The 24,443-nt window shown below is 40.9% G+C and carries 15 protein-coding genes; 3 read left to right on the top strand and 12 right to left on the bottom strand.

What is annotated here, in order from left to right; genetic code table 11:
• Position 1: 1 nt before the first annotated feature.
• The 11 genes from phaD to SOI81_RS15655 all read right to left on the bottom strand — a co-directional run bounded on the left by phaD (position 2) and on the right by SOI81_RS15655 (position 14,750).
• Complete coding sequence (phaD, locus tag SOI81_RS15705; protein ID WP_016142366.1) at positions 2-1,813, bottom strand: monovalent cation/H+ antiporter subunit D; 1,812 nt, start codon at positions 1,811-1,813, stop codon at positions 2-4.
• Positions 1,813-2,181: a Na+/H+ antiporter subunit C gene (gene phaC, locus SOI81_RS15700; RefSeq protein WP_002115033.1), complete on the bottom strand. Its 369-nt coding sequence runs from the start codon at positions 2,179-2,181 to the stop codon at positions 1,813-1,815. The genes phaD and phaC overlap by 1 nt, the downstream gene beginning before the upstream one ends.
• Complete coding sequence (phaAB, locus tag SOI81_RS15695) at positions 2,178-5,027, bottom strand: monovalent cation/H+ antiporter subunit A (RefSeq protein ID WP_239974943.1); 2,850 nt, start codon at positions 5,025-5,027, stop codon at positions 2,178-2,180. The genes phaC and phaAB overlap by 4 nt, the downstream gene beginning before the upstream one ends.
• A 316-nt stretch (positions 5,028-5,343) precedes the next feature.
• Entirely contained in the window at positions 5,344-6,735 is a 1,392-nt protein-coding gene (locus tag SOI81_RS15690) for an AAA family ATPase (RefSeq protein ID WP_239974941.1), read from the bottom strand.
• A 23-nt stretch (positions 6,736-6,758) separates the two neighbouring features.
• Positions 6,759-8,261 carry a UvrD-helicase domain-containing protein gene (locus SOI81_RS15685; RefSeq protein WP_016144176.1) on the bottom strand — a complete coding sequence of 501 codons (1,503 nt, stop codon included), beginning with the start codon at positions 8,259-8,261 and terminating at the stop codon, positions 6,759-6,761.
• 9 nt (positions 8,262-8,270) lie between these two features.
• Positions 8,271-9,044, bottom strand: a complete 774-nt coding sequence (hisIE, locus tag SOI81_RS15680) for a bifunctional phosphoribosyl-AMP cyclohydrolase/phosphoribosyl-ATP diphosphatase HisIE (protein WP_320540984.1) — start codon at positions 9,042-9,044, stop codon at positions 8,271-8,273.
• A 154-nt stretch (positions 9,045-9,198) separates the two neighbouring features.
• A complete protein-coding gene (locus SOI81_RS15675; protein ID WP_320540983.1) occupies positions 9,199-10,512 on the bottom strand; it encodes an NAD(P)/FAD-dependent oxidoreductase in 1,314 nt (437 codons plus the stop codon).
• A gap of 123 nt (positions 10,513-10,635) precedes the next feature.
• Positions 10,636-12,255 carry an ABC1 kinase family protein gene (ubiB, locus tag SOI81_RS15670; protein ID WP_320540982.1) on the bottom strand — a complete coding sequence of 540 codons (1,620 nt, stop codon included), beginning with the start codon at positions 12,253-12,255 and terminating at the stop codon, positions 10,636-10,638.
• A gap of 12 nt (positions 12,256-12,267) precedes the next feature.
• The gene (locus tag SOI81_RS15665; RefSeq protein ID WP_320540981.1) at positions 12,268-12,936 is read right to left on the bottom strand and encodes a hypothetical protein; all 669 of its coding nucleotides are present in this window, start codon (positions 12,934-12,936) and stop codon (positions 12,268-12,270) included.
• Positions 12,937-12,947: 11 nt separating this feature from the next.
• The gene (ubiE, locus tag SOI81_RS15660; RefSeq protein WP_002114829.1) at positions 12,948-13,895 is read right to left on the bottom strand and encodes a bifunctional demethylmenaquinone methyltransferase/2-methoxy-6-polyprenyl-1,4-benzoquinol methylase UbiE; all 948 of its coding nucleotides are present in this window, start codon (positions 13,893-13,895) and stop codon (positions 12,948-12,950) included.
• Positions 13,896-14,042: 147 nt separating this feature from the next.
• Complete coding sequence (locus SOI81_RS15655; protein WP_320540980.1) at positions 14,043-14,750, bottom strand: FFLEELY motif protein; 708 nt, start codon at positions 14,748-14,750, stop codon at positions 14,043-14,045.
• 209 nt (positions 14,751-14,959) lie between these two features.
• On the opposite strand from SOI81_RS15655, the gene SOI81_RS15650 reads away from it, so the two are divergent.
• Complete coding sequence (locus SOI81_RS15650; protein WP_320540979.1) at positions 14,960-16,378, top strand: phosphate--AMP phosphotransferase; 1,419 nt, start codon at positions 14,960-14,962, stop codon at positions 16,376-16,378.
• Between the two features lie 22 nt (positions 16,379-16,400).
• Here the strand turns inward: SOI81_RS15650 and SOI81_RS15645 are convergent, their stop codons facing one another.
• Positions 16,401-16,907: a hypothetical protein gene (locus SOI81_RS15645; protein ID WP_016142355.1), complete on the bottom strand. Its 507-nt coding sequence runs from the start codon at positions 16,905-16,907 to the stop codon at positions 16,401-16,403.
• 168 nt (positions 16,908-17,075) lie between these two features.
• Between SOI81_RS15645 and SOI81_RS15640 the strand changes: the two genes are divergently transcribed.
• Complete coding sequence (locus SOI81_RS15640) at positions 17,076-20,711, top strand: exodeoxyribonuclease V subunit gamma (protein ID WP_320540978.1); 3,636 nt, start codon at positions 17,076-17,078, stop codon at positions 20,709-20,711.
• Between the two features lie 3 nt (positions 20,712-20,714).
• The gene (gene recB, locus SOI81_RS15635) at positions 20,715-24,413 is read left to right on the top strand and encodes a UvrD-helicase domain-containing protein (RefSeq protein ID WP_320540977.1); all 3,699 of its coding nucleotides are present in this window, start codon (positions 20,715-20,717) and stop codon (positions 24,411-24,413) included.
• The last annotated feature ends 30 nt before the right edge of the window (positions 24,414-24,443 follow it).

The raw sequence follows: 24,443 nt of genomic DNA, 5'->3' as shown, positions 1-24,443 counted from the left end.
GTTATGGCTCCATAGGTTTCAATTGACTTTCATCAACAATGGTAGGCGTTTGAAGTTTGTCCTGTTGCTGAATCTGCCGTTGTTTATATTCAGAAATATGCTCCCCATTGAGCGTATCTTTGGAAATAATATCTGGAACAAGATAAGCATTATGATCTTCAACCTCACCGCCGTATTTGGTTTCCGGTAAGTAAGCTGGATCATATGGCTGCACACTGATCACTTCGCCGTTTTTATCTACTTTAAGAATAGAGTGTTGGTAAAGCGCATGGTCTTGGATCTGCTCTGCGGTACTTAATGTGTAATGCTGAATTGGTGCAGCAAAGACAACATAAGCGATTAAACCAGCCAGTAATAGATAAATGACTTGATCATTACGTGGTGGTGCGCGTTCCGGTAAAGCACGATAAAGAATATAAGCAGGATGGATTGGGTCTTCCTCTGGAGGAGAGGCGCGCCAGAATAAGATAAAACCAACACGTGTAAGAGCAATAATACTTAATAAGCTCACAACAAGCACAACACCAATAATCCAACCTTGATAGCTAGCTTCAACTGTTGCTTGTAGGATAAATACTTTTCCAAGAAAACCACTAAAAGGTGGTAAACCTGCAAGCATCATAGCAATCAAGAAGTAAGTCAGCATAGCCGCTTTTTCTTGTTTGATTCTTGGGGCAACTTTTAAATGATCTTTAAAATCTCCACGTTGTGAAGTGATCCATCCACAAAATAAATAAAAAGCTGCTCCAATCAATGTACTGTGCACTAAGTAATATAAAGCCCCAGACCATGCCTGTGTATTAGACATGGCGATTGCTGTGAGCAAAGTACCAATTGAAGAAAGGACCATAAAGCCGACAAAGCGTCGTAAACGATCTGCCCCAATTGCGGCAATCACACCATAGAGTGAAGTAATTAAGCCAATAGGCAATAACCAGCTTTTTAAGATTTCTTGACTAAGTGCATCGTCAAATACTGTTCCATTTACACGTAAAATAGAATAGATCCCGACTTTGGTCATAATGGTGAAAATGGCAGCTACAGGTGTGCTCGCAACAGCATAAGTTTTTGGTAGCCAAAAACCGACAGGAAGCATCGCTGCTTTAATACCGAAAACAACAAAAAGAAGTAGGGCGCCCGCGACGGCTAATTTATGTTGATCCGCTTCAAGTGTCGGTATAAGGCGTGATACATCCGCCATATTGAGGCTACCCACACTGCCATAAATCATACCAAGCCCAATTAAGAAGAGGGCAGAGGCTAAAAGATTGATAATGACATAGTGAACGCCCAGCTGAAAACGAGGTTTGCCTTGCCCATGTAAAAGCAAAACATAGGATGCCATTAGCAGGATTTCAAAAAAGACGAAAAGGTTAAATAAGTCGCCTGTGAGGAATGCTCCACAGATCCCCATTAATAGGAAATGTACCATGGCATGAAAATAGCGACCACGGGTGTCCCAGTTATCACTTGCATACCATAAAACTGGTACTGCTAATGCGTAGGTCAATACCAACATAAAAGCCGAAAGGCGATCGAGTACAAGGACAATACCAAACGGTGCTGACCATTCACTGAGTTGATAAACAGTAATTTGACCTGTGCTGGCGTAGCTTAGATAAACAATTGCGGTAATTAATCCGGCAATTGCTGAGACAAGGCTAATGCCACGGCGCCATGGCTGACGCCAGTCATCTTTTAAAGCGCCTGCCCCAGGGTTGCCTAAGAGTAATAAGATAAAAGCAGTAAATGCTGGGATGAGAATGCTAAAAATAGGCGTGTGTTGTTGCCAAAAAGATAAAAAATCAAACATCACGGCTCATCCTCACGCGGGTCGTATGTTGGGGAAGCATCTTCTTTAGCATCAACATGATCACTACCTGATTCATAACGGCTACGCAGTGCCAGTTGTACAATAAAAGCGGTGGTTGCAAAACCGATCACAATGGCGGTTAATACGAGTGCTTGAGGAAGTGGATCGGTTATTTTTGTTGTTTCAGTTAAAATTGCTGGTGAGCTAATTTGTAATCGACCCATAGCGAATAAAAATAGGTTTACTGCGTAACCGATTACAGCCAATCCAAGCACAACCGGGAAGGTACGAGCACGTAAAATCAGATAAATACCTGTGGCAACAAGTAAACCAATAGCAGAAGCCAATAAGAATTCTAAACTGATCATGATGATTCCTCCCGATGTGGTACAGGACCGGACATACTCGAATGACGAGAGTCGCCTAATACAGAGATGAGCAACATTGTTGCGCCTACAACGGTGATATAAACACCCAAGTCAAAACTTGCAGCTGAAGCTAGATGTAGTTTGCCTAGGATTGGTAATTCAACATAGACATGAGCGCTAGTGAGGAACGGACGTAACCAGAACCATGCTGCTACACCAGTAAGACCTGCAATCGTTAATCCTGAGCCAATCCAGACTTCATACAGACGTCCTGACTTCGCTTTTAACAGTTGTTCCGCTTGATCTTGACCTAGTGCAATATATTGGATGATTAATGCCATTGAGGTGATAAGACCAGCAATGAAGCCACCGCCTGGATAGTTATGTCCTCGCATAAAGATATAGACACTGACGACAAGTGCTAGTGGTAATACCCAAGAGGCCGTAATACGGAACATAAGCGGAGATGGATTAAAACGGTAGGTAAGACCTTGGGTCATGGTTGTACCGTGTACACGCATACCATCCATTAAACAAAGTGCACCAATCGCAGCGATTCCTAATACTGTAATTTCACCAAAGGTATCGAAACCACGGAAGTCAACTAAAATGACATTTACAATATTTGAGCCACCACCAAGTGGTAAAGATTGTTGGGCAAAGAACCAAGAAATCGAATTATGATCACGGGTTAAAATGAGCCAAGCAATCCAGCCAATTCCTAAACCTCCAACAATGGCTAAAGCAGCATCTCTTAAACGTCTAGAGCGAAGAGATTCATACGGCGTAAGCTGTGGGAGTAAAGATAAACTCATTAATAAAAGAACAGTGGTTACTACATCTACCGTAATTTGAGTCAGTGCTAAATCTGGTGCTGACATGGTGACGAAAACCATGGTTACCACTAGGCCAATTGCACCACTAATGAGTACTGCCTTAATACGTTCATGGTGGAACCAGAGCATCATCCAGCAACCTGAGAATAAAGTCAGCCAAAGAATGACAGCAATCCATGGAGCATGGGTGAGTTCGCGTGTACCTGTGCTCAGCCCTTGATTGAGTAAAGGCATGGTGACCATGATGACGCTAAAAGCAATGATCCAGAACAAATAACTTTGCAATGAACCATTTTCAGTTTTTTGTTTGATTTTTCGGCTAGTAAGCAGCAGATGTTTTAAAAATAAATCAAATAAGATGCGGCCTTGTAATTTTCCTAGACGTGGGTCAAGGTCAATTTTACGAATCATACCGTCTTTTGCTAAAGCAAAATAGAAGAGCGTACCGCCAACCAAAGCAATAATACTCATCACCAGAGGAGCGTTAAATCCATGCCAAATTGCAAGGTGTGTACCTGCAAATTCTGGTTGCATTAAGCTTGCTCTCGTTACGCTATTTACCAAAGGCTCTACCAATAAAGAAGGTAGAATACCGACCAAGATACACAGCACAGCAAGAAGAATAGCAGGAGCACGCATACCGATTGGTGGCTCATGTGCATCTTTATTTGGCACTTGTTTACCAATTGGACCGTCAAAGAACACGCCATGCACTAAGCGAATTGAGTAACTTACTGCGAAGATACCAGCCAGAGTTGCAATAATGCTGGCAAAGATCATCGTTGAACCTGAAAGATTTGCCAATAGCTCGGTAAAGAACATCTCTTTTGAGATAAAGCCATTGGTGAGTGGTACACCTGCCATAGAGGCAGCGGTAATCATAGTGAGTGTGGCAGTGAAAGGAAGTAATTGCCAAATACCACTAAGTTTTCGAAGATCACGTGTGCCAGTTTCATGATCAATAATCCCTGCAAGCATAAACAGCGCTGCTTTAAATGTTGCATGGTTAATAATATGGAAAATAGCAGCAGCAACTGCTAAAGGGGAACCGATACCGAGTAAACAAACAATAAGCCCTAAATGACTAATGGTCGAATAGGCTAACAGTCCTTTTAAATCTTCTTTGAAAATGGCAAAACACGCTGCCATACAGAGTGTAAATAGGCCGACAAATGTAACGATATTATGATAAAGCGCAGCGCCTATAAAAATTGGAAGTAAGCGGGCAAGTAGAAAAATTCCCGCTTTTACCATAGTCGCAGAGTGCAGATAAGCAGACACTGGCGTTGGTGCAGCCATTGCGTTAGGTAACCAAAAATGGAATGGAAACTGAGCACTTTTCGTAAATGCGCCAAGTAAAATCAGCAATAACATTGGAGTAAAAAGTGTGTGGGCTTGGATCGCATCTTTCATGCCCATGATTTCACTAATTTCATAGGTTCCGGTAATTTGTCCTAATAGAACAAATCCACCTAGCATTGCTAAACCACCCATCCCTGTAATCGTGAGTGCCATGCGAGAGCCACGTTGAGCAGCCTCATAATGACTCCAATAACCCACTAACAAGAAAGATGAAATACTGGTGAGCTCCCAAAAGACTAATAAAATAATAAGATTATTAGAGAGCGAAATTCCCAGCATTGCTGCCATAAACAGCATGAGTAATGTATAGAGTTTACTTAAAGAATTTTTAGGGCCGAGATAATAATAGGCGTATATATAAATGAGTGTACCGATACCGGTAATAAGTAAGGAGAATAATAAACCAAGAGCATCGAGTCTGAAGCTTAGATTAATCCCTAATTGAGGTAGCCAATCCCAGCTTTGTTGAATGCTTGCACCACCAAGCACAGTTTTAGCTTGAGTCAGTAATAATCCGAAACTGGTTAAACTGACTCCAATTGCCCCTAAAGCCGTTACTCCACGCGAGAACCGTTGAAGCAATGAAACAAGGGTGGTGCCTAATATTAACGGTAATAAGATAATTATCGGTAGCACACTCGTATCCATATGTGATTTAGGTCGAAACCTAAAGGTGAAATTTTAATTTCAGAATAGATAGGAATTCAAAGAGAGTTCCAAAGCTTATTATTCCGAAAACCCAACCAAATTAGAAAATAAAGCGAGAAACAAGTTGTATTGCGCAACTTGAAGAATAAAAACGCAAAATGAAATTTATTGTACACTAAAAAAGCATTGAAAATCTGATGTTATTACATGTAGTAACAACATCTAGTTATTTTAATGCCTAAAAAACCTTACTCCACCATATATTTTGTGAGAGCAGTTTTTTGATTATAAAAAGACAGTCTAGGGATTATAAAATTCAAACCGAAGAGCTTTCTTCTGGGGTATCTCCCGCATGAATCATCTTTAATAATTCATTTTTTTGTTGTTCATTTAAACCCTGAATCTGCTGAAATAAAATTTCAATCTGTGCTGGTGCTGGCGTCGGATCTATTAAGCTTAAAGGCTGTGCATCTATATGTGGTGTTAATGGCTCGCTTCTTTGAAGTAAGATATAGATATGTTCAAGCTGTTGTTTGGTGGTGTTTAAATCAAGATGGCTAATTTTACCGTGCTCCAATTTTAGACATTGATAGGTTGAAGCATGTTCGAGTAACTCTTCACGACTTCCTGTTGCAATAATTTGTAGGCGTGGGAATGCTTGATGAAGTCGATTTAAGATCTCAGAGCAATGCGTTGAATCGAGCTGTGCATCAATCTGGTCAATGAGTAAAACGCCGTCTCCTTCAAGGCAAGGGTTTAAACTTAATGGATTGAGTAAACAGAGTCTGCGGGCTATATCGCCTACTAAAGCAATCCAAGTTTTTGTTGTATTTGAAAGCTGCTGAAAAGGTAAGGTTTGACCTTCATAATCAACCATAAGTTGCAACCGCGGCTGATATTGCAAATAGATATCTTTAAGCTCAGGTAAAACTATATTTAATGCGTTCTTGAGGGCGTAGAGATTGGGTGAAGTAAGCTGTTTAGGTTGCCCAGATAATTCTTTTTGAAGCTCATTTAATAATTCTGTGTGATCTTGCTGATCTGATTGCTTAGACCTAATCCGTTGTACGAGGTGAGCGGCTTGCGCATTTTCGATATCGCTGATTTCTCGTAACCATTCAAAAAAGCGCGTAAACGTTGTGAACGGTACTGGGCTAATGTCGTAGGCTGAAATAGCTTGGGTAATACCAGGCAAATTTTTATTCAAAAGATTGACTTCATTTACAAATCGCTCGGCTGGGTAGTAAGCGATTAAGGGAAGTCCTTGCAGTGGATCTTTTTTGGTCACTTGTTGATAAAGCGCCATGGTTTGATCAAGTTGCTGAGTTTCAACTTGACTCATTCCGATACCACTTGCATTTAAGGTTTTAAAAAGTTTCCAGCTACACAGCGAAGAGTCTACCTGCTGAGCAGAGGTACTTTCTGGTAAATGGCCAATTTCAGAAGGAATTTGGATGGTCACTTCGATTTTTGATTGGAGGCGCGACTGAGTAATGTCTTGATCAGGAGTGACAATTCCCGGACTGCGTAAATCTTTAAGACGAGCAGGCAACCAAGTTAAAGCATGGTAAGTATGTTTGAGCAACATACTTTTACCAGTTGCCTGCTCACCTAAAATTAAGGTGATTGGCTGTTTTTCATAATGAAAGTGTATTTTAAGGTCGTGAAACAGAGCAATATGTTTAAATTGGACAGATTCAAGTTTCATAGGCTCACCTAAGTATGAGCGCTTCAACCAACCGACTGACGAAGACTTAAAGGCGCCCTTAGTTTTAATTGTTGTATCAGATCATAAAGATGATGGATATTTAGACTTACTTTAGCACGAGTACAGGCAACGTACAGTAGTCTTAATTCTTCATCGGTAATCTTGTGCTCTAACCCATTAATTTTAAATTGATAGTCATCTTCAATATGAACGCGGTTCCATTCTAACCCTTTCGCTTTATGGGCTGTAGAGATGACATAGTCAGCTTGCTCAAGTGGTGTAATCTTTGCAAGTGCTTTTTTTAGTGGGTCTGTGCCATGATCATCGACCAGTTTTACTAATGGCTTAATGTCACTACCTTCATTGGTTTCACAGTATTCATGGACATCATGCCACGAATTAAACCATGCTAGTTCAGGCACATCCGTAACCCGTTTTCCTTGCTTTAAGAGGCTTGCAGCGTCTACAAAACGGTTTAGTTTTTGATGATCAGCTTGCAGACTCACTTTATCACCGTGAACTAAACCTGCTAATAAAAGCTCCATTGCCCGAGCATTGGTACGGCATAAAATCGCATCACGCATTTTGGTGTGTGGTTTATTTACGACGCTCGATTTCTGATTTGGATTGCCAAGTAGGGGAACAGTTTCATTTAAACCGCCCAACAATGCATTGGCAACATCGGCAATCGTTTCACCAAAACGAAAAGAAGTAGTGAGGCGAGACTCTGGCAGTGGCAATTGTTGCATCGCATTAATCGCACCACGCCACGCATAGATTTGCTGATGTGCATCGCCTACATAGATGACCTGAGTATTTTTCTGACGAAGCAAAATGCCTAACATTAAAGGGTCAGCATCTTGTGCTTCATCAAATAGTACATAATCGGCTGGGATGTTAGGTTCAGATAATGCCCAAAGTTTGAGGTAAATATCGTGACCAATTCCTGCCTGATGATTGGGATCGATTGACTCTAACCAACGACGTTCAACAGCAGGATAAAGATGGGTTTGAAGTGCAGTAATATCATCTGGATGTAACCAGTTTGGCGCCTGAATATGTCGAGGCGCGGGATATTGCGAACTGGTTGAACAGAAATAGCTCACTGCATTGGCGACAAGGCTCGCTAGGCGACTTGGCATCAAGACGTATTTTTCATAACGTCCACCCATCATGCGCCGTAAGGTAATCGGTTCTAGTCGATATTCTTTTGCGATAAAGCTTGGGCTTAAGCGAGGCAAGCGTAATTTATCAGTTACGCCACGCGGCACACTGCGAAACGCGAGTGAGTGAAAAGTACGGCAATCTACATTGCGATGAAATTTGTTTTGCGCTTCACCAGCAATAGCTTTGTTAAAAGCCAAATACATTCCACGCCTTTCAGGCATGGCATCACTAATCATTTGTAATGTAGTAGTTTTACCTGTACCCGCATAGGCAATCACTTTAAATGATTGCCCAAGACGTGCGTTATCTATGGCAATGGCTTGCTCATAGGTGGCTTTAGGTTTTTCGATATTCGACACTGAGTGATTTTAAACCTTGTTGCGGTTAGCTTTTTCAACTAAACCAGATAAACCCTGACGACGAGCTAATTCGTCAATAATAAGTTGTGGATTAAGATCGAAATAACCCAACATGACAATGCTATGGAACCACAAATCGGCAGTTTCATAAATCAAGTCATTTAAATTGCTTTCTGTATTTTGAGCAGCGTAGTCTTTGGCAGCGATAATCGTTTCTACGCTTTCTTCGCCGACTTTTTCTAAGATTTTATTGATGCCTTTTTTGTAGAGGCTTGCTACATATGAAGTATCAGCTTCTGCTTGCTTACGCTCTTGCATCAATTGCCCTAAGTGAGCAAGTACATCAACTTGTTCTGTCGTGTGAGCATGATCGTGGCTTTCAGTTTTGGCTTTGTCACCATAAATTGCATTAGGATCTTTTAATTGTGCATCGATAATTTCCCAGCCCTGTGGGGTAAGTTTACGGTAGAAACAAGACTCACGACCTGTATGGCACGCGATACCGCCGTGTTGTTCAACCTGTAACACAATGACGTCAGCATCACAGTCTAAACGAATTTCATGGACAGTTTGAAAGTGACCTGATTCTTCACCCTTGTGCCAAAGTTTTTGACGAGAGCGAGAGAAATAAACTGCCTGATTTTTTTCTGCTGTGAGCGCAAGTGATTCACGGTTCATCCACGCCACCATCAAAATACGTCCGGTTTGATGATGTTGAGCAATGGCAGGGATAAGACCTTGTTCGTTAAATTTTACTTCATCGAGCCATTGCGTGTTATTCATGAGGAATCACCAAAGAAATATGAACTATAAATTGATTTCAATCAGATGCTAAAAAATAGCTTGTATAGTGTACGGCATCAACGTCAGTTTTAGGAAAAATTCTTTGTCCTTTTTGTCTTTGTCAGCGTAATGAGTAGCTGGAATACGATTACTTTTAAAAGTCAGACAGAGATTCACTTTTTAAATTAAAAACACTGTTTTCTTTAGGCAATTGAGCTACTCGATCATAATCAAGTTGTTGAAATGGGCCAGTCTTTAAGCCTGAAATCGTGATCGCCATTTCTTTTCGAAAATAAGGGATTTGATACATCCAAGGGAAAACTAAATCTCTTAAACCTCCAGCCCACCAATGGTCAGATTGATAAAGTGGTGTTAGTAAACGACTGAGAAATTGATAAAACTGGGTAGATGAACGGCGAAGCTGGTGATAATGCTGCCAGAGTAGGGACCAATCAATATTTTGGTTCTTTTGAGCTTGTTGCAATGATTGAGAAAAAGCCCAAGCATCCAATAATGCCATATTAGCCCCTTGTCCTAATTGAGGGCTCATCGCATGAGCTGCATCTCCAATCACCCCAATTCGACCTTGGCCAAATTGACTCATGACTACATCACGGTAGTTTGCAGATAACCATTTAGGTTGCGTTTGACTGTTATATAAAATTTCTTTCAGCCATTCTGCAACTTTGGGCCAACGTTCTGAAACTTGCTTTAACCAAGTTTGTTTAGCCTGTTCATCTTGCAAAAAGCTTTGTAATTGTGGTGTAGGCAAGCTCCAAAAAACACTTGAAAAACGCTGATTAGGTTCAGTTGGAATTGCTCCTGTAGGAAGAATTCCCATCATAATTTTCGAGCGATCATAAAATTGATGCAGAATTTCAGAATCGAGCACTTGGCACTCAGGCACGATACTCCATGCCGCACCCCACGGGTAGGCTTGATCGACCTTTACCCATGCTTTAGGTCTTAATTGACTACGTGCACCGTTGGCAATAAGTACAGCATCAAAGCGAGCCTCAAACTTATGGTTTTGATGCATGCTGAATAGCCGAACTTCATTGGTATGTTCTTCAAAGCTTTCAACAGAGTGGTTCATACGCCAAGTAATTTGGTTTGAATATTCACTCAGCTTTTGTGTGAGCACATGACATAAAGTGGCACGGTGTATACCTAAACCATAAAGATTTGCCGATGCTTCATGATAATGACTGTTCACTAAAAGACGCTTATCTGGAAGTTGTCCTTCTAAGCCTGTGACTCTTGCACCTAATGTTAAGGCTTTATCGAGCACACCTAAATGTTCAAATACGGCTAAGCCCGCGGGTTGTAGCAATAAACCGGCACCGACCGGAGATAACTCATCAACTTGTTCAAAAATCGTAACGTTATTGCCTTCACGGGCAAGTAAAATCGCTGTGGCTAAACCTGCTGTACCAGCACCGATAATGGCAAAATGAGGCGTTTTCATTGTTTATTCTTTTGAAGCATTTATAGCTTCAATTTAGCAATGAACGAATAGTTGAGCTATAAATTTTTTAAAATTAAAGTTTTTCCATAAAAAAATCCCTCGCACTGGCAAGGGATTTAAAACTTATTTCAAGATGCGCCAAAGTGCTAATAAACTACTCAGTACAATGAGAATAATCGAGATAAACCAAGGGCTAATAATCGCAATGGTCAGTAAAATCAACATGCTACTACCGAACATCCAGCTACGGCGTTGTTGATGTTCCATTTGCAAACGAAGTTGTTGAATTTCACGTAACTGACGATCTTGCCAAGCAGACTGATTTTTTAAACCATTTAAGCTATCAATAATTAAACTTGGGAAATCTTGAGCACCTAAAAGCAGGTCAGGTAACTGCTGGCCGAGCTCTTTTACATTTTTGACTGGGTTCATGTTGGATTTAACCCATTCTGTCAAAATTGGTTTTGCCAATTTCCAGATGTCGAGCTGCGGATAAAGGTCAGTACCTAAGCCTTCTACATGCACTAAAGTTTTGAGTAGCAGCATGAGTTGTGGCGGAATTTCTAAATGGAAGCGTCGAGCAATATCCATAACTTGAATTAAGATACCCGCAAAATCAAGCTGATCCATTGGTTTAGACACCATTGGCCCAACAGTGCGGCGCATTTCACGTGCTAATGCGTCTTGATCTGTACCCGGTGGAATCCAGCCAGCTTGATGCACAATTTGAATAAGCTGCATAAAGTTGCTGTTCATCACAGCCAGCAACATGCGAGCAACTGTCATTTGGTCGTGTTTAGATAGCTCACCCATAATCGCACAGTCCAGTGCAATAAAGCGTGGATTGCTTGGGTTAATGGTTTCTACAAAGACGTTACCGGGGTGCATGTCGGCATGGAAAAAGTTATCGCGGAAGACTTGCGTAAAGAAAATGGTTAATCCTTTTTCTGCAAGTTGTGCGCGGTCCATGCCTAGACGGTCAAAGGTTGCTGTGTCTGAAATAGGCACACCTGTAATACGCTCAGCCACCATGACATCTTTTGTGTCCATGTACACTTCAGGCACATACATCATGGTTGAGCCAGTAAAGTAATGACGCATACGACGGGTGTTATCTGCCTCAATACTCAAGTCCAGCTCATTTAAAATGATCTGGCGGTAGTCTTGAATAATTTCGGTGAGATGCAATGCACGAGCAGCTTCAAGGCGGCTTTCTAGTGTGTTGCCTAACCATGCCAAAATTTCAAAATCTTGCAAAATTTGATTGCGAATGTCAGGGCGAGTCACTTTAACCACAACTTCGCGACCATCATGCAATGCAGCAGTATGAACTTGGGCAATTGATGCGGCAGCTAATGGCTGATCATCAAAGCGAGCAAACAATGTATTTACGTCAGCTTTTAACGAATCTTGAATACGCTGTTTGGCAACCTCTCCATCAAAAGGCTTTACTTGATCTTGAAGTAAAACCAGCTGAGCGAGTACCTCAGGTGGAATCAAGTCACGACGAGTAGAGAGTAATTGACCGAGCTTGATTGCAAGTGGTCCCATATCTTCTAAAGCTTCTTTGAGCTTTAAAGGGTTTTTACGTTCACGGCTCGACCATGCAGCTGGATGCATTTTAATAATATTTAATGCATGCTGAGCTTTAACTGGTAATTCATCCGCAGGGAACAACGTATCGAGTCTATAGTGCGCTGCAATACGCCAAAGTTCGAGTAAACGTGAAACGTGCGGAATCATATACAGTCTTACCTAGTCTTGAGAGGGTTGTAGTTGTGCATTGAGTTGCTGCAATCTTGCTTCTAGACGGTCAATGTCTTGATTAAGTTTGCGAGTGGCTTGAGTTAAGTCGTCCATTTCCCAGCGAGGGGCAAATAGGCCGCTATCTTCTTTTAATGCGTCTTCTGCAAAAAATAGATGACTTTGAAGAGAGCGTTTTAAATGTTTTGGTGCAAGTTGAATCTTGCCAATCTCGTGGGCGAGTTGAGGACCTACCCATCTAGATAAATGCGCAGCTAAATCGGGTTCAGCTTGCTGCATAATCTTTTGAATATCCTGTAGCAGGTGGTAGTCACCTTGCAATGGAATATTGCCAATCTGGTCTGGATCGCTGTCTAATAATTTAATCAGTTCAACGACATCTTTAACATGCAAAGTTGCAGTTGCTTCAGAAATTTTGAATTGGGCATCAAAAGGGCGCTGTTCAAAAATAGAAGGTTTTTCGCTGTGTCCTGTTGCAGTAGGTTCAAGACGTACTTTTTCTTGATCAAAGAATACATCGACAGAAAGCTGCGGACTATCAATTACAACACGCAACATTTTGCCCTGTAACTGATTAAGCTGAATGCGTGTAACCGCATCCAGATCGATCAGATGATGAATGATACGTTCGACTGCACCGAGTGCCAGAATCGACCACATATCGTTATCCCTTACAGTTTAAAGCCACGGTGAACGGCAACAATACCAGCAGTAAGGTTGTGATAGTCACAGTTCTGGAAGCCAGCATTTTCCATCATACCTTTTAAAGTACGTTGGTCTGGATGCATACGAATTGATTCAGCTAAATATTTATAACTTTCTGAATCATTGGCAACCAATTTACCCATAATCGGTAAAGCGGTGAATGAGTAGAGGTCATAAAGTTTTGAAAATGGCTCAAATACAGGCTTAGAAAACTCAAGAATGAGTAAACGACCACCTGGTTTTAATACACGGAACATAGACGCAAGTGCTGCATCTTTATCTGTCACGTTACGTAAGCCAAAACTAATGGTGACAAGGTCAAAGCTGTTGTCTGCAAAAGGCTCTAAAGTTTCTGCATTGGCAAGAACGAAATCAACATTGGTACAGCCCGCATCAATTAAACGGTCACGGCCAACATTAAGCATAGATTCGTTAATGTCCGAAAGTACGACATGGCCTTGTGGACCAACTTCACGGCTAAATACTTTTGCTAAGTCGCCTGTACCACCCGCAATATCCAACACGTGTTGACCACGGCGAACACCAGACATGTTAATTGCAAAACGCTTCCACAAACGGTGAATACCAAATGACATCAAGTCATTCATCAAGTCATATTTGCTTGCAACCGAGTGGAAAACTTCTGCTACTTTTTGTGCTTTATCTTCAGTTCTAACAGTTGAGTAACCAAAGTGTGTTGTTTCACCAACGTTGCCAGTATTACCAGCACCACGTGGTAAATTATATTTCGGTACAGAACCGTTAACAGGCGTATCTGTTAAGGTTTGCTGTAAAGTTTGTTGTTGCCCTTGAGGTGTACCTTGCGGTAAAGGTGAGCTTAGGAATGGGCTAACTTTGTCTGAACTTTGTGCCTGCTCAGTTGGAGATGTTGGCTTTTGGTTTTCGTTAGACATATTGTCTCTCCTAGACTCAAACTCAAGTGAAACGGAATAAGTTCTGCATGATGACAGATTTTGTCTATTTTTACAGGCATCATCATGCAAATATAATGAATAAAATCTCAACTTCGCGAGGTTGAGTTTTTCTATGTGCCGACCTTATCACACTCTAAACGGATTCGGATGCCCTGAATGTACATTTTCAATAATCTGGCGTTCTTTTTCAGTAAAAGTCTTAATAAAGGTCTCGGCTGATTTTAACGGTTTCATCGCACTAAAACCATCTTGAATGAAATCATACATCAATTCGAAGTGATATTTTTGGGCAATACCTTTACACATTTTAAAAGCAGTAAACATCATAAATGAGCGCATGTACTTATCGAGTGCTGCTCCTAAATCATCAAGGAGGGCAAGCTGTTGATAACGCGCTTCTGCTTGATCGAGCTTGATTAAGGTCAAACGCATAATCTCATCAGTGAGTGCGGTATCTGCCGGATAGTCCTCAAGAAGTTGCATTGCTACTTGCTCATCAAGTCGAGTGGCAAGTACAGCCAAACTTACCGATTTAGTGCCTGTTTTAATTGCATTTTCAGGTAAAACTTTTTCGGCTTTATGCGCATATTTCAAGAGGCGTTCAATTTGAGCTGCCAAGGCATCAAACTCTGGACCGCCATATAAACGATTTAAAAAATACTCTGACATGAGCTTGTGCGCTGGCAAATTAAAAAAGTCGTGATGCGTATCTTTCATCCGCTCTTTTAGCCATGTTTGTACATCTTGCAAACGTTGGGCAAGCACAGGATTATCGTGATAATTAAATGTTTTATATTGTTGTAAAAGATCATCAAAAGCAGCGAGTTTAGACATTTAAGGCTCTAATATTGGGCTATTTGCAAAAAATCATAAAAGGCATTGTAACCTTGTACTATGGCGAGTAGATGTAAAAAAAATGATTCATGCGTCAATTCTCAGGCAGATTTTTGTCGCAATGACATAATTTGTATAGCAATTCATCAATTAACCGCATAAGTTAAAGATCATCGAAATTAAACAATAAAAGATTAGAGCTGTGGATTATGAGTGAACAACAACCAAAATTTGAGATTCGTGATGAAGAACAGCTTTCAGTCGACTTGATTGAAGCACAATATGCGTTAAAAGAAAGCCGGGGAAAACCCAACGCTAAAAGCACACTCATTTTAATGAGTGGTATTGAACTGGCTGGAAAAGGCGAAGCCGTTAAGCAACTTCGTGAATGGCTAGATCCACGATATTTAAGAGTTAAAGCAGACGCGCCACGTGTGCTGACGGACAATGAGGCATTTTGGCAATCTTACTCAGCGTTTATTCCGACTGAAGGACAAATTGTGGTGATGTTCGGCAACTGGTATAGCGATTTATTAGTCACCGCGACACATGTTTCCGAACCTTTAGATGAAGCGCGCTTTGATGAATACATTGAAAATATGCGGGCATTTGAGCAAGATTTAAAAAATAACTATGTCGATGTTGTTAAAGTCTGGTTTGATCTTTCATGGAAGTCACTACAAAAACGTTTAGACAAAATAGACCCGTCAGAGCAACATTGGCATAAGCTTCATGGCCTAGACTGGCGTAATAAAAAACAATATGACACTTTGCAAAAGTTACGCCGTCGCTTTACCGACGATTGGTACATTATTGATGGTGAAGATGAAAAACAGCGTGATCAGTTTTTTGCTCAATACCTTTTACAACATATGCGTCAACTTCCAGAGCATGAAACCGAAGTTAAAGGAAAATGGCAGCAGGCTAAAATTCCAGAGAGTTTATTAAAACCTTCTAATGAACCACTTGAAAAAGCTGATTATAAAAAAGAGCTCGATAAACTGAGTAAGAAAATTGCTGATGCCATGCGTTTTGATAAACGCAATGTCGTGATTGCTTTTGAAGGTATGGATGCCGCCGGTAAAGGCGGGGCCATTAAGCGAATTGTTAAAAACTTAGACCCACGTGAATACGATATTCATTGTATTGGTGCACCTGAACGCTTTGAAGCTCGGCATCCTTACTTATGGCGCTTTTGGAACCGCATTAATGAAGCCGAAAAAATTACGATTTTTGACCGGACATGGTATGGGCGCGTACTCGTTGAACGTGTTGAAGGTTTTGCTTCGCCTTTAGAATGGCAGCGTGCTTATGATGAAATTAACCGCTTTGAAAAGGATTTATTTGATAGTCAAACGGTTGTAGTAAAAATTTGGCTGGCGATTAGTAAAGACGAACAAGAGCAGCGTTTTAAGGCCAGAGAAGAGACACCGCATAAACGTTTTAAAATTACCGCAGAAGATTGGCGTAATCGTGATAAGTGGGACGAGTATTTAAAAGCCGCCGCAGATATGTTTGAGCGGACCAGTACTGACTACGCACCTTGGTATATCGTCGCAACTGACGATAAATATACGGCGCGTCTGGAAGTATTAAGAGCAGTTTTAAAACAGCTGAGAGCAGATTAAGCTCTCAGCTAAAATACACATATTAATTTACAATTGTGCCACGGCTTTTTTGCTGAATACGTTTTGCAAGGTTATAACTGTCATTCAGATGAGTTTCTGCTATTTTTTTCATCATGAAATAACCTAAACTTGCTGCTACAATTTGTCCGCCTAGCGGTATAAATTTAGTTACCTGTTTTGTTACGATTTTGCCCAAAAAGCCGTTAAATGTTTTTTTAACAGTAGTACGTGCGACTACAAAACCTGAAAATTCAAAACCGCGTTTACGTAACTCGTCCCAATGAATGGTTTTAGTTTTTGGGTCATAAACGCTCACGTGTTCAGGTGCTAAACCAAAACGGGAATTGATATCTGGAATCAGGTGCGACAAAATTCCCAAATCTACCGCCACGTCAAAAAAAGGAATCGGTACAATTGCCGCTCCGGCTGAGACGTAAGCTCTTTTTTTGATGAGATCATGGCACTCATCGCGAATTTGTTCCAGATTTAGGCTAGGATCAATATAGTCAGGAATCTTGTCAATTTTCATAATGTCTACCTGTATAAGTTCTTGATGGCGTCATTCAAACCAAGTGAAAGTGACACCTTAAGTTAAATTATGCTGTGTTTAAACCAACGTGACATAGTCAGATTCAGTTGTATAGTAATGAATGTTTATGATTTTGTGCATAAATTATGCAAGCAGGATATGAAATAAATGGGGATCCATGTTATTCAAAGTCAACGTATTGATGTGTTGTTGCAAGGTGTATTGGCGTCTACATCTCAAGCTTCAACGCATCCATTACAGGTTTTGAAAACCCAACATTTTATTGTTCCAAGTCCTGCGGTCGAGCAGTGGCTGATACAAAAACTTGCAGAACAGCAAGGCATGAGTGCCAATTACCAGTTTCACCAACGGGTACGAGGTTTCCAATGGTTTGCCTATCAGCAAGTTTTAACTGCGCATAAAGAGCAGGTCCGTAAAGCGAACATCCCGCGTTTGATTTTTAAATGGCGGGTGCATCAGGCTTTACACGAATTTATTCAACCTGACACGATGAGCATCGACACGTCGCATCCATTACATTCTATTGTTCAGCGTATTTATGACAGCGCAGATCGACTCGAACAAGGCATAGATAAACAATTAAAAAAACAAAAAATGTTGTACTGGGTCGCTGAGCAGGTTGCCGATCTATTCAGCAACTATATGATTTATCGTGGACAGTGCCAGCGAGGTTGTGAAAATAGTTGCACCTGTCCGGAAAACTGGTTGTCTGCTTGGGGGCAGGGCCGATCACTAGATATTGAAAAATATATTGTACAAAAAGATGAAGAAGTGACTGCTTTTGCATTGCATCAAACGCAAGAGCTAGAACGTTGGCAGCGTTGGTTATGGCAACAACATTTTCATGATGACTTTTTGCAGATGCAGCAAATCGATGAGTTGTTTTGGCAAGAATTAGATCATCCGGACCGTAGTAAGCGTGCTATTTCAAGATTACCTAATCAAGTGGTGATCTTTACGTTGTTAGATTTACCGCCTAGCCAATTACAGTTTTTGCGCCGTTTAGGACAATACGTTGATGTGCTGATTTTGCATTATAACCCTTCACAAGAATATTGGGCCGATAGTGTCGATCCACTGTGGAAGCAACGTTATGACTTAGGGGTGAAAGAGCGGTTTATTGCGAAAAATCCGAAGGCTACAGACGCTGAAATTAGTGAGTTTTTTAATAAATTCACACTCAACTTTAATGCTGAAGCGCGTGAGTCTAGACATCCGCTTTTAACCAGATTGGGTAAGCAAGCCCGCGACCACTTTTCGCTATTATCAAATTTGTCTACGGGCGAAGAAGGTAAATGGGTGGATGCTTTTGTAGATGATTTTCCAGAAAGTTTACTCGGTAAAGTTCAGTCAGATATTTTACATTTGGTAGAACCGCAAGCGAAACAATATGAGCTTGCCCCAGATGATGACTCGATTCAGATTCATGTTTGTCATTCGACTTTACGTCAGCTTGAAGTATTAAAAGAGCAATTAATCTGTTGGTTGGCTAAACCGCATGAGCAGCCGCGCCGTCCAAACGATATTCTAGTTTTAGTTCCTAATTTGGCTGATATTGAGCCTCTAATTCGAAGTGTATTTCCCGCTACTGCTACTGAACAGGGTGTGCATTTGCCTGTGAAAATCGCAGGTGTTGCATCACTCGATGCACTTAATGCATGGCGTGCCGTAATTGGACGTATTCAACTGATGCAGGGGCGTTTTAGCTTTGATGATTTTGCTGACTGGTTAAGTTTGCATGCGACCCAGCAACGTTATGAACTTGAGTATGTTCAGGTTGAGCGAATTTTAAATTTACTTGCCGATGCGGGCTTTAAACGAGGGCTAGATGCAGAGCATCTCAAACGTAGTTTGTGTGAAGGGGATGATGATTATCGATATAGCTTTAAATTTGCCTTGGAGCGATTGGCCCTTGGCATTGCTGTGCCTGTACATGCAACGTTCAATCAGGTCTTGAGTTATGCCAAAGTTCAGCCCAGTGATTTTGAGTTGATTGGTACACTTATTGAGATTTATCAAGATTTGAATGAGCGCCGTGATTGGTTAACTCTACATGAACAAGGGAAAGTCTATACGGTTGAATATTGGCTTCAAGTGCTAGGCAAAGATATTGTTGAGTTTGAGCAGGTCGGTGTTGCAGCTTTAAAAGCTGTGCGGGAAATTGTTAAAAAACAAGAACGAATGTTGACACTCGCAAGCTATTACGCCGAGACAGAAACAGGAACTTTGCGCAAAATTACCTTGCCTCTGCCTTATATTATTGAAGAAATTCAACGGACTTTAGAAAGTCAAAGTGCACAAGCTGAACCGACAGGGCAGATTACCTTCGCCCAAATTGGACATATTCGACCGTTACCTTATCGCTTAAAGGTCATGTTAAATCTTGATGCAGGGCAATTTCCAAACCGTGATACCCACGTTCCATTTGATTTAATGGATGCACTACGCCAACAGTTAGGTGACCGATCTCGACTTGAAGATGATCAAGGCGCTTTTTTAGATGCTTTATTATTAGCCCAAGAAAATTTATGGCTGTTTTATAACGGCTTTGATGTGAACGATGGCGAAGTGCGTGAACCTTCAAGTATTCTTCAAGAGTTCCGTGAGCATCTTGCCTTAATTGTGAAAGCTGAAAATGATGCACCTGAAAATATAGTTGTTGAAGGGATTGAGATTCCTTCACAATTAAAACAACTCTATCACTTCCATGATTTACAGCCTTTTGACCCGAAAGGATTTACTGTAGAGAAACGTGTTATTCGTTATCAAGATCACTGGTTTAAAGTCGCTACACAAATTCAGCAAGTCTCAGGAAACCGTCAGCCTTGGGCGAACACGACCTATCCGCTACAAATACCTGACATCTTGGTTTTAGAAAGCCAGCAGTGGATACAAGATGTGACATTCCCAGCACGGTTATATTTGAAAACTTTAGGGGTAGAAAACTTAGGAAGTGTCGGAGTGCTCGACCAAAATGAACCTTTATTATTAGATGGTTTAGGGCGCTATACAATTCGATATTTTTTACAGCAATCTGAACAGCAAGCACAACCTGAAGTATTAATTGATCAGTTACCTGTAGGCAAAGTCAAATATAGCGCATGGCAACAAGGTGTGTTTGAGCAAGAATGTTTACTTGAACGCCTTCACCATTATGCACCAGCAGTGACACCAACGACTCAGCGTATTTGGCGAATTGCTAAACAGCTTCATATGAATATTACAGTTCCGAAGTCTGAAACTCGGGATTGGGTGAGTATGGAACCTTCAAGCGCTCGGGCAAAAAGACGCGCTAAAGTCTGGTTAGAATATCTGCTCTGGTTAGCTTACTTAAATGAGGGAAGTGCCGGGGCTGAAAAACGCCGTATTGTGGTTTTTAGTGATCAAACTGTGATTTGTAGTGGGGTTAGTTCTGAGCAAGCTCGGCAATATTTACAACCATGGTTTAAAATCTGGCGCCATGCACAGCAACAACCTTTGGTTCTACCAGCAGCCTTATTATTAAAGCCACTAGAAAAAGCTAAAGCATATCAGTGGGAAACAACAAATCAGACAGAAAAAGCAAAACTGGATGAGAAGAGCTATACAGAGCTGTTAAAATACTGGAATGAGACAGGGTCATTTACCACAATGGATATGACTCAAAATGAAGCTTGCAAGTTGCATCAAGACTGGAGCTTTATTTTGCAAGAACAAGATGCGCAAGCTTTGCTTCAACATGCTTGTGATGAGTTTGCGTATGATTTGTATCATCCGGTTTTTCAATTTCAACATTCGGAGTAAGGCATGAACTCAAGAGTACAGGTGTCTTATCAACCTATTATTGATATTGAATTTAGTGGCTTACACTTAATTGAAGCTTCGGCAGGTACAGGAAAAACCTATACCTTATCAAGTTTGATGGTCCGTATCTTTCTTGAAAAATACTTGCCTAGACAAGTCATTGCGACCACGTTTACCCGTGCTGCCGCTGCCGAGTTAAAAAGCCGTATTCGTGCACGTTTGGTTGAAACGTATCGTTATTTAGATGCCAAGCGTAGTTTTACAGAACAAGAATTACTTACGCAGGCAGAGCAAGAACCTGACTTATTACTCCAGCATATTCTAAAGCATTTTGCGACGCGTATTGCCTATGCGTGTGAACGTTTAAAACTGGTTATAGATCAATTAGACGAGTTATTTGTCGGGACACTCGATAGCTTTAGCCAAAAACTATTACGTGAGTTTGCTTTTGAGAGTGGCAAAATTGAACGCGCTCAAATTACCGATGATGCCAAAACTTATAGTCGGCAACTGATCCATGATGTACTGCGTGAATGGATACAGTCTCAACCTCAAACCGTGATTGATGCGTTGTATTTGGCAGGTGAGCTTAAGAGTGTTGATAGTTTTGTTAAACTGGTCGAAGACTCACTTAATTTTAGTTCGGCTCATTTTAAACTTCCCGAAAAACCAACCATTCAATTTGAACAACTTGCCCAGCTCAAACAATTAGCGACAGAAATTGATATCAGCCTTTTAGAAGCATATTACTTGCTTGATGGCGAACACTATAAACATGTGAGCGGGACAGTATTTAGAAATGGGACATTTAATAAACTATTTAGTGAATGTTTACCGCAGCTACTACAAGTTCTAAAGCAAAGTGACATTATTTTAGTTTTTGACGGGTCATTAGCCGCACAACGAGAACTTATTTTTAAGTTTTTAGGTCAACTTGCCGATCAAAAAGTTTTTAAGAAATGTCCTGCTGAAATCTCAGAGGGTTTCTATCAGCATCCCTGTATTCAGCAAATTCAGAAGCTCTTTGGTGTGCTGAAAAATTACGCCGAGCAGTTCGACCAGCTTCATATTTATTTAAAAGCCTATTTATGTGTAGAGGTTAAAAAACGCTTACCACAGGTTTTACAAAATAAAGGTGAAACTACTTTTTCTCAGCAAATTCGTACACTTTCTGAAGCTTTAAAAGGTGAGCAGGGGCAACGTTTTGCTGTATTTGTGCAGGCTCGATATCCCTTAATTTTAGTTGATGAATTTCAGGATACCAACCAAGATCAAGACGACATGCTGGCGAGCATTTGGCGCCATCCAGAGCGCTATAAAAAAGGTTGCATGATTATGGTGGGTGACCGTAAACAGGCGATTTACGGTTTCCGCGGTGGGGATATGCTCACCTTCTTAAATGCCTATAAAGATATTCAAGCCAAACATGGTCGTGAGTATAAGCTAATTCATAACCATCGTTCTGTTGCTGATCTGGTTGAAGTGGTCGATGCCTTATTTCAAAGGCAAATCGACTTTGGTGAAGAAGTTCAATATGACCCAATTCGAGCAGGAACTCGGCCTCATCCTGTATTGATTGAGCAGAACAATCATAATCCTCACCCTTTACGCTGGTTGATGCTCAAAGATAAAGAAACAGAGGCTCAGCAAGTTGCATGGAAGATTCGAGATCTACTTAACCAGTCACATGCTGGACAACTATATTTTCAAAAAGATGCTCAGACTCAAACCTTAAACGAAGATGATATTGCGGTATTGTCTCGTAATCATGATGGGCTGGATAAAGTTCAATTTGAGCTAGAACGTTTAGGAATTCGTGTTAACAGGCCATCAAAACGAAGTGTTTTCGATTGCTCGATTGCTCAAGACGTGGGGGCTTTGCTGACCGCCATACTTCATCCTTACGATGAGGCAAAAGTGAAGCGAGCTTTAATTAGCCGTCTATTTGCCATGGATTTAAAACAACTCTTGCAACTTGAGCAGACAGCCGAAGGGTTAAGCCAGTTTATGACTGGTTTTGACACGATTAGAGAGTTGTGGTCCGCTCAAGGCTTTTTAGTGGCATGGCAACAATGCCTCATCCAGTTTGATATATGGCAAAATTTGGTTGCAGCTCAAAGTAAAGATAATGAACGGGTTGTGGTGAACTTGCGTCATTTAACTGAAATTTTGAGTCAGCACAGTGAAAAATACTCAGGTGCTCAGAACCTTTATCACTGGTATCTCAAACAGTTACGTTCTCCTCTTGATCGTGATTGGGAATTAGAACGTAAATTATCGAGCGAAGCTGGTGTTCAGCTCATGACCATTCACCAGTCAAAAGGGCTGGAATTTAAGATTGTATTTTTATTAGGTGCAGATAAGCCCTTTCGAGAAAATAATAAAACACTTAATTTTTCAACCCAAGATATTGTCAAACCAGACTCAAACCAGACTTTGACTCAACGTGTCGTTGCGATTGCTGACAAAACTTATTTGAATGAGATTGAACTTAAGCAACATGAAGAGCGAGCACTCGCTGAACAAAATCGTCTTTGGTATGTCGCTTTAACGCGAGCAAGCCATCGCGTCTATGCTGTTTTACAAGATAGTGATGGTAAATCGGTATCAGGCCTCGCATTTTGGAAAAATAGAGCTGAACCTTTTCAACACCGTTGCTGTACGGATGAAATGGTTTTGGAACAGATTCCACAAGCAATTCATTTAGCCAAGCAAACCAGTGTTATTGAAATACAAGCAAAACGGTTTCCTGAACAACGTTTTTATTCGAGAGGGAAAACCAGTTTCAGTTACTTGGCACAGCATTTAAAACATAAGGCTGGCACAGATTTATTGGCCAGCCAGAGCAATGATGCTGTATTGGCAGAAGATGAGTTGGACTTAATTCATACTGCTGAAGCAATCAGTGCTCAGCCGATTGACTGGATCAAGAGTAACTTTCCTAGAGGAACACTTGCCGGTAATTTCTTGCATGAAATATTTGAACATATTGATTTTCAATGTTCAGATGACTGGGTCATAGAAATACGACGTCGTTTTAAAAATGACTATAGTAGCCTTTGGCAAGATTTACTCAGTAAATATAACGAGAGCTTCCCAGAAGAGGAAGATGCAGAAAATCTGCTTTACCAGTCAGTTGCAGAGTGGTTAAAAGATATTTTGCGAACACCGCTTTCTCAAGGCTTTCAATTAAACCAGCTCCAACAAGATCAGTATTTGTCAGAGTTTCCTTTTTATTTGGCACTCTCAGATCGGGTTTTAGCGATGACACGTATTCAGCAGCTTTTCGCTGAATATGGTTTGAATATGCCGGAGTTACTTGAGGCTCGATCAGCGCGTTACCTCAACGGTTCTATCGATTTGGTTTATTTTGATGGTCAGCGTTACCACATTGCCGATTATAAAAGTAATTACTTAGGGGATGATCTTGCAGATTATCGTAGCGACAGCATTGCCCAAAGCATGTCTTTAGCAAGTTACTGGCTACAAGCAGGTTTATATCTCGTTGCATTACATCGTTATTTGCAAGTCAAAATGCAGAATTACCAAATTGAACAACATTTGGGTGGGGCAACTTATCTTTATTTACGTGGTATGAATGGTGAAGCGGAGCAGGGGTACTATTATTGGGAACCTAGCGTCGAGTTTATTCTTCGTCTTGATGCCATTTTGGGGTATTTTGCTGAGGATAAAATAGCATGAAAAATGCTGATAAAATGCGTAATTTGAAGA

The organism is Acinetobacter pittii, from assembly GCF_034067285.1.
Classification (GTDB): Bacteria; Pseudomonadota; Gammaproteobacteria; order Pseudomonadales; family Moraxellaceae; genus Acinetobacter; species Acinetobacter pittii_E.
This window is presented reverse-complemented; position numbering and strand designations above follow the sequence as displayed.

Bases quoted from the DNA above. Each gene is read 5' to 3' on its own strand.
- SOI81_RS15640 (WP_320540978.1), top strand. From the start codon at position 17,076: ATGGGGATCCATGTTATTCAAAGTCAACGTATTGATGTGTTGTTGCAA.
- ubiE (WP_002114829.1), bottom strand. From the start codon at position 13,895: ATGTCTAACGAAAACCAAAAGCCAACATCTCCAACTGAGCAGGCACAA.
- phaC (WP_002115033.1), bottom strand. From the start codon at position 2,181: ATGATCAGTTTAGAATTCTTATTGGCTTCTGCTATTGGTTTACTTGTT.
- SOI81_RS15645 (WP_016142355.1), bottom strand. From the start codon at position 16,907: ATGAAAATTGACAAGATTCCTGACTATATTGATCCTAGCCTAAATCTG.
- SOI81_RS15665 (WP_320540981.1), bottom strand. From the start codon at position 12,936: ATGTGGTCGATTCTGGCACTCGGTGCAGTCGAACGTATCATTCATCAT.
- SOI81_RS15650 (WP_320540979.1), top strand. From the start codon at position 14,960: ATGAGTGAACAACAACCAAAATTTGAGATTCGTGATGAAGAACAGCTT.
- phaD (WP_016142366.1), bottom strand. From the start codon at position 1,813: ATGTTTGATTTTTTATCTTTTTGGCAACAACACACGCCTATTTTTAGC.
- SOI81_RS15690 (WP_239974941.1), bottom strand. From the start codon at position 6,735: ATGAAACTTGAATCTGTCCAATTTAAACATATTGCTCTGTTTCACGAC.
- hisIE (WP_320540984.1), bottom strand. From the start codon at position 9,044: ATGAATAACACGCAATGGCTCGATGAAGTAAAATTTAACGAACAAGGT.
- SOI81_RS15675 (WP_320540983.1), bottom strand. From the start codon at position 10,512: ATGAAAACGCCTCATTTTGCCATTATCGGTGCTGGTACAGCAGGTTTA.
- ubiB (WP_320540982.1), bottom strand. From the start codon at position 12,255: ATGATTCCGCACGTTTCACGTTTACTCGAACTTTGGCGTATTGCAGCG.
- SOI81_RS15655 (WP_320540980.1), bottom strand. From the start codon at position 14,750: ATGTCTAAACTCGCTGCTTTTGATGATCTTTTACAACAATATAAAACA.
- phaAB (WP_239974943.1), bottom strand. From the start codon at position 5,027: ATGGATACGAGTGTGCTACCGATAATTATCTTATTACCGTTAATATTA.
- recB (WP_320540977.1), top strand. From the start codon at position 20,715: ATGAACTCAAGAGTACAGGTGTCTTATCAACCTATTATTGATATTGAA.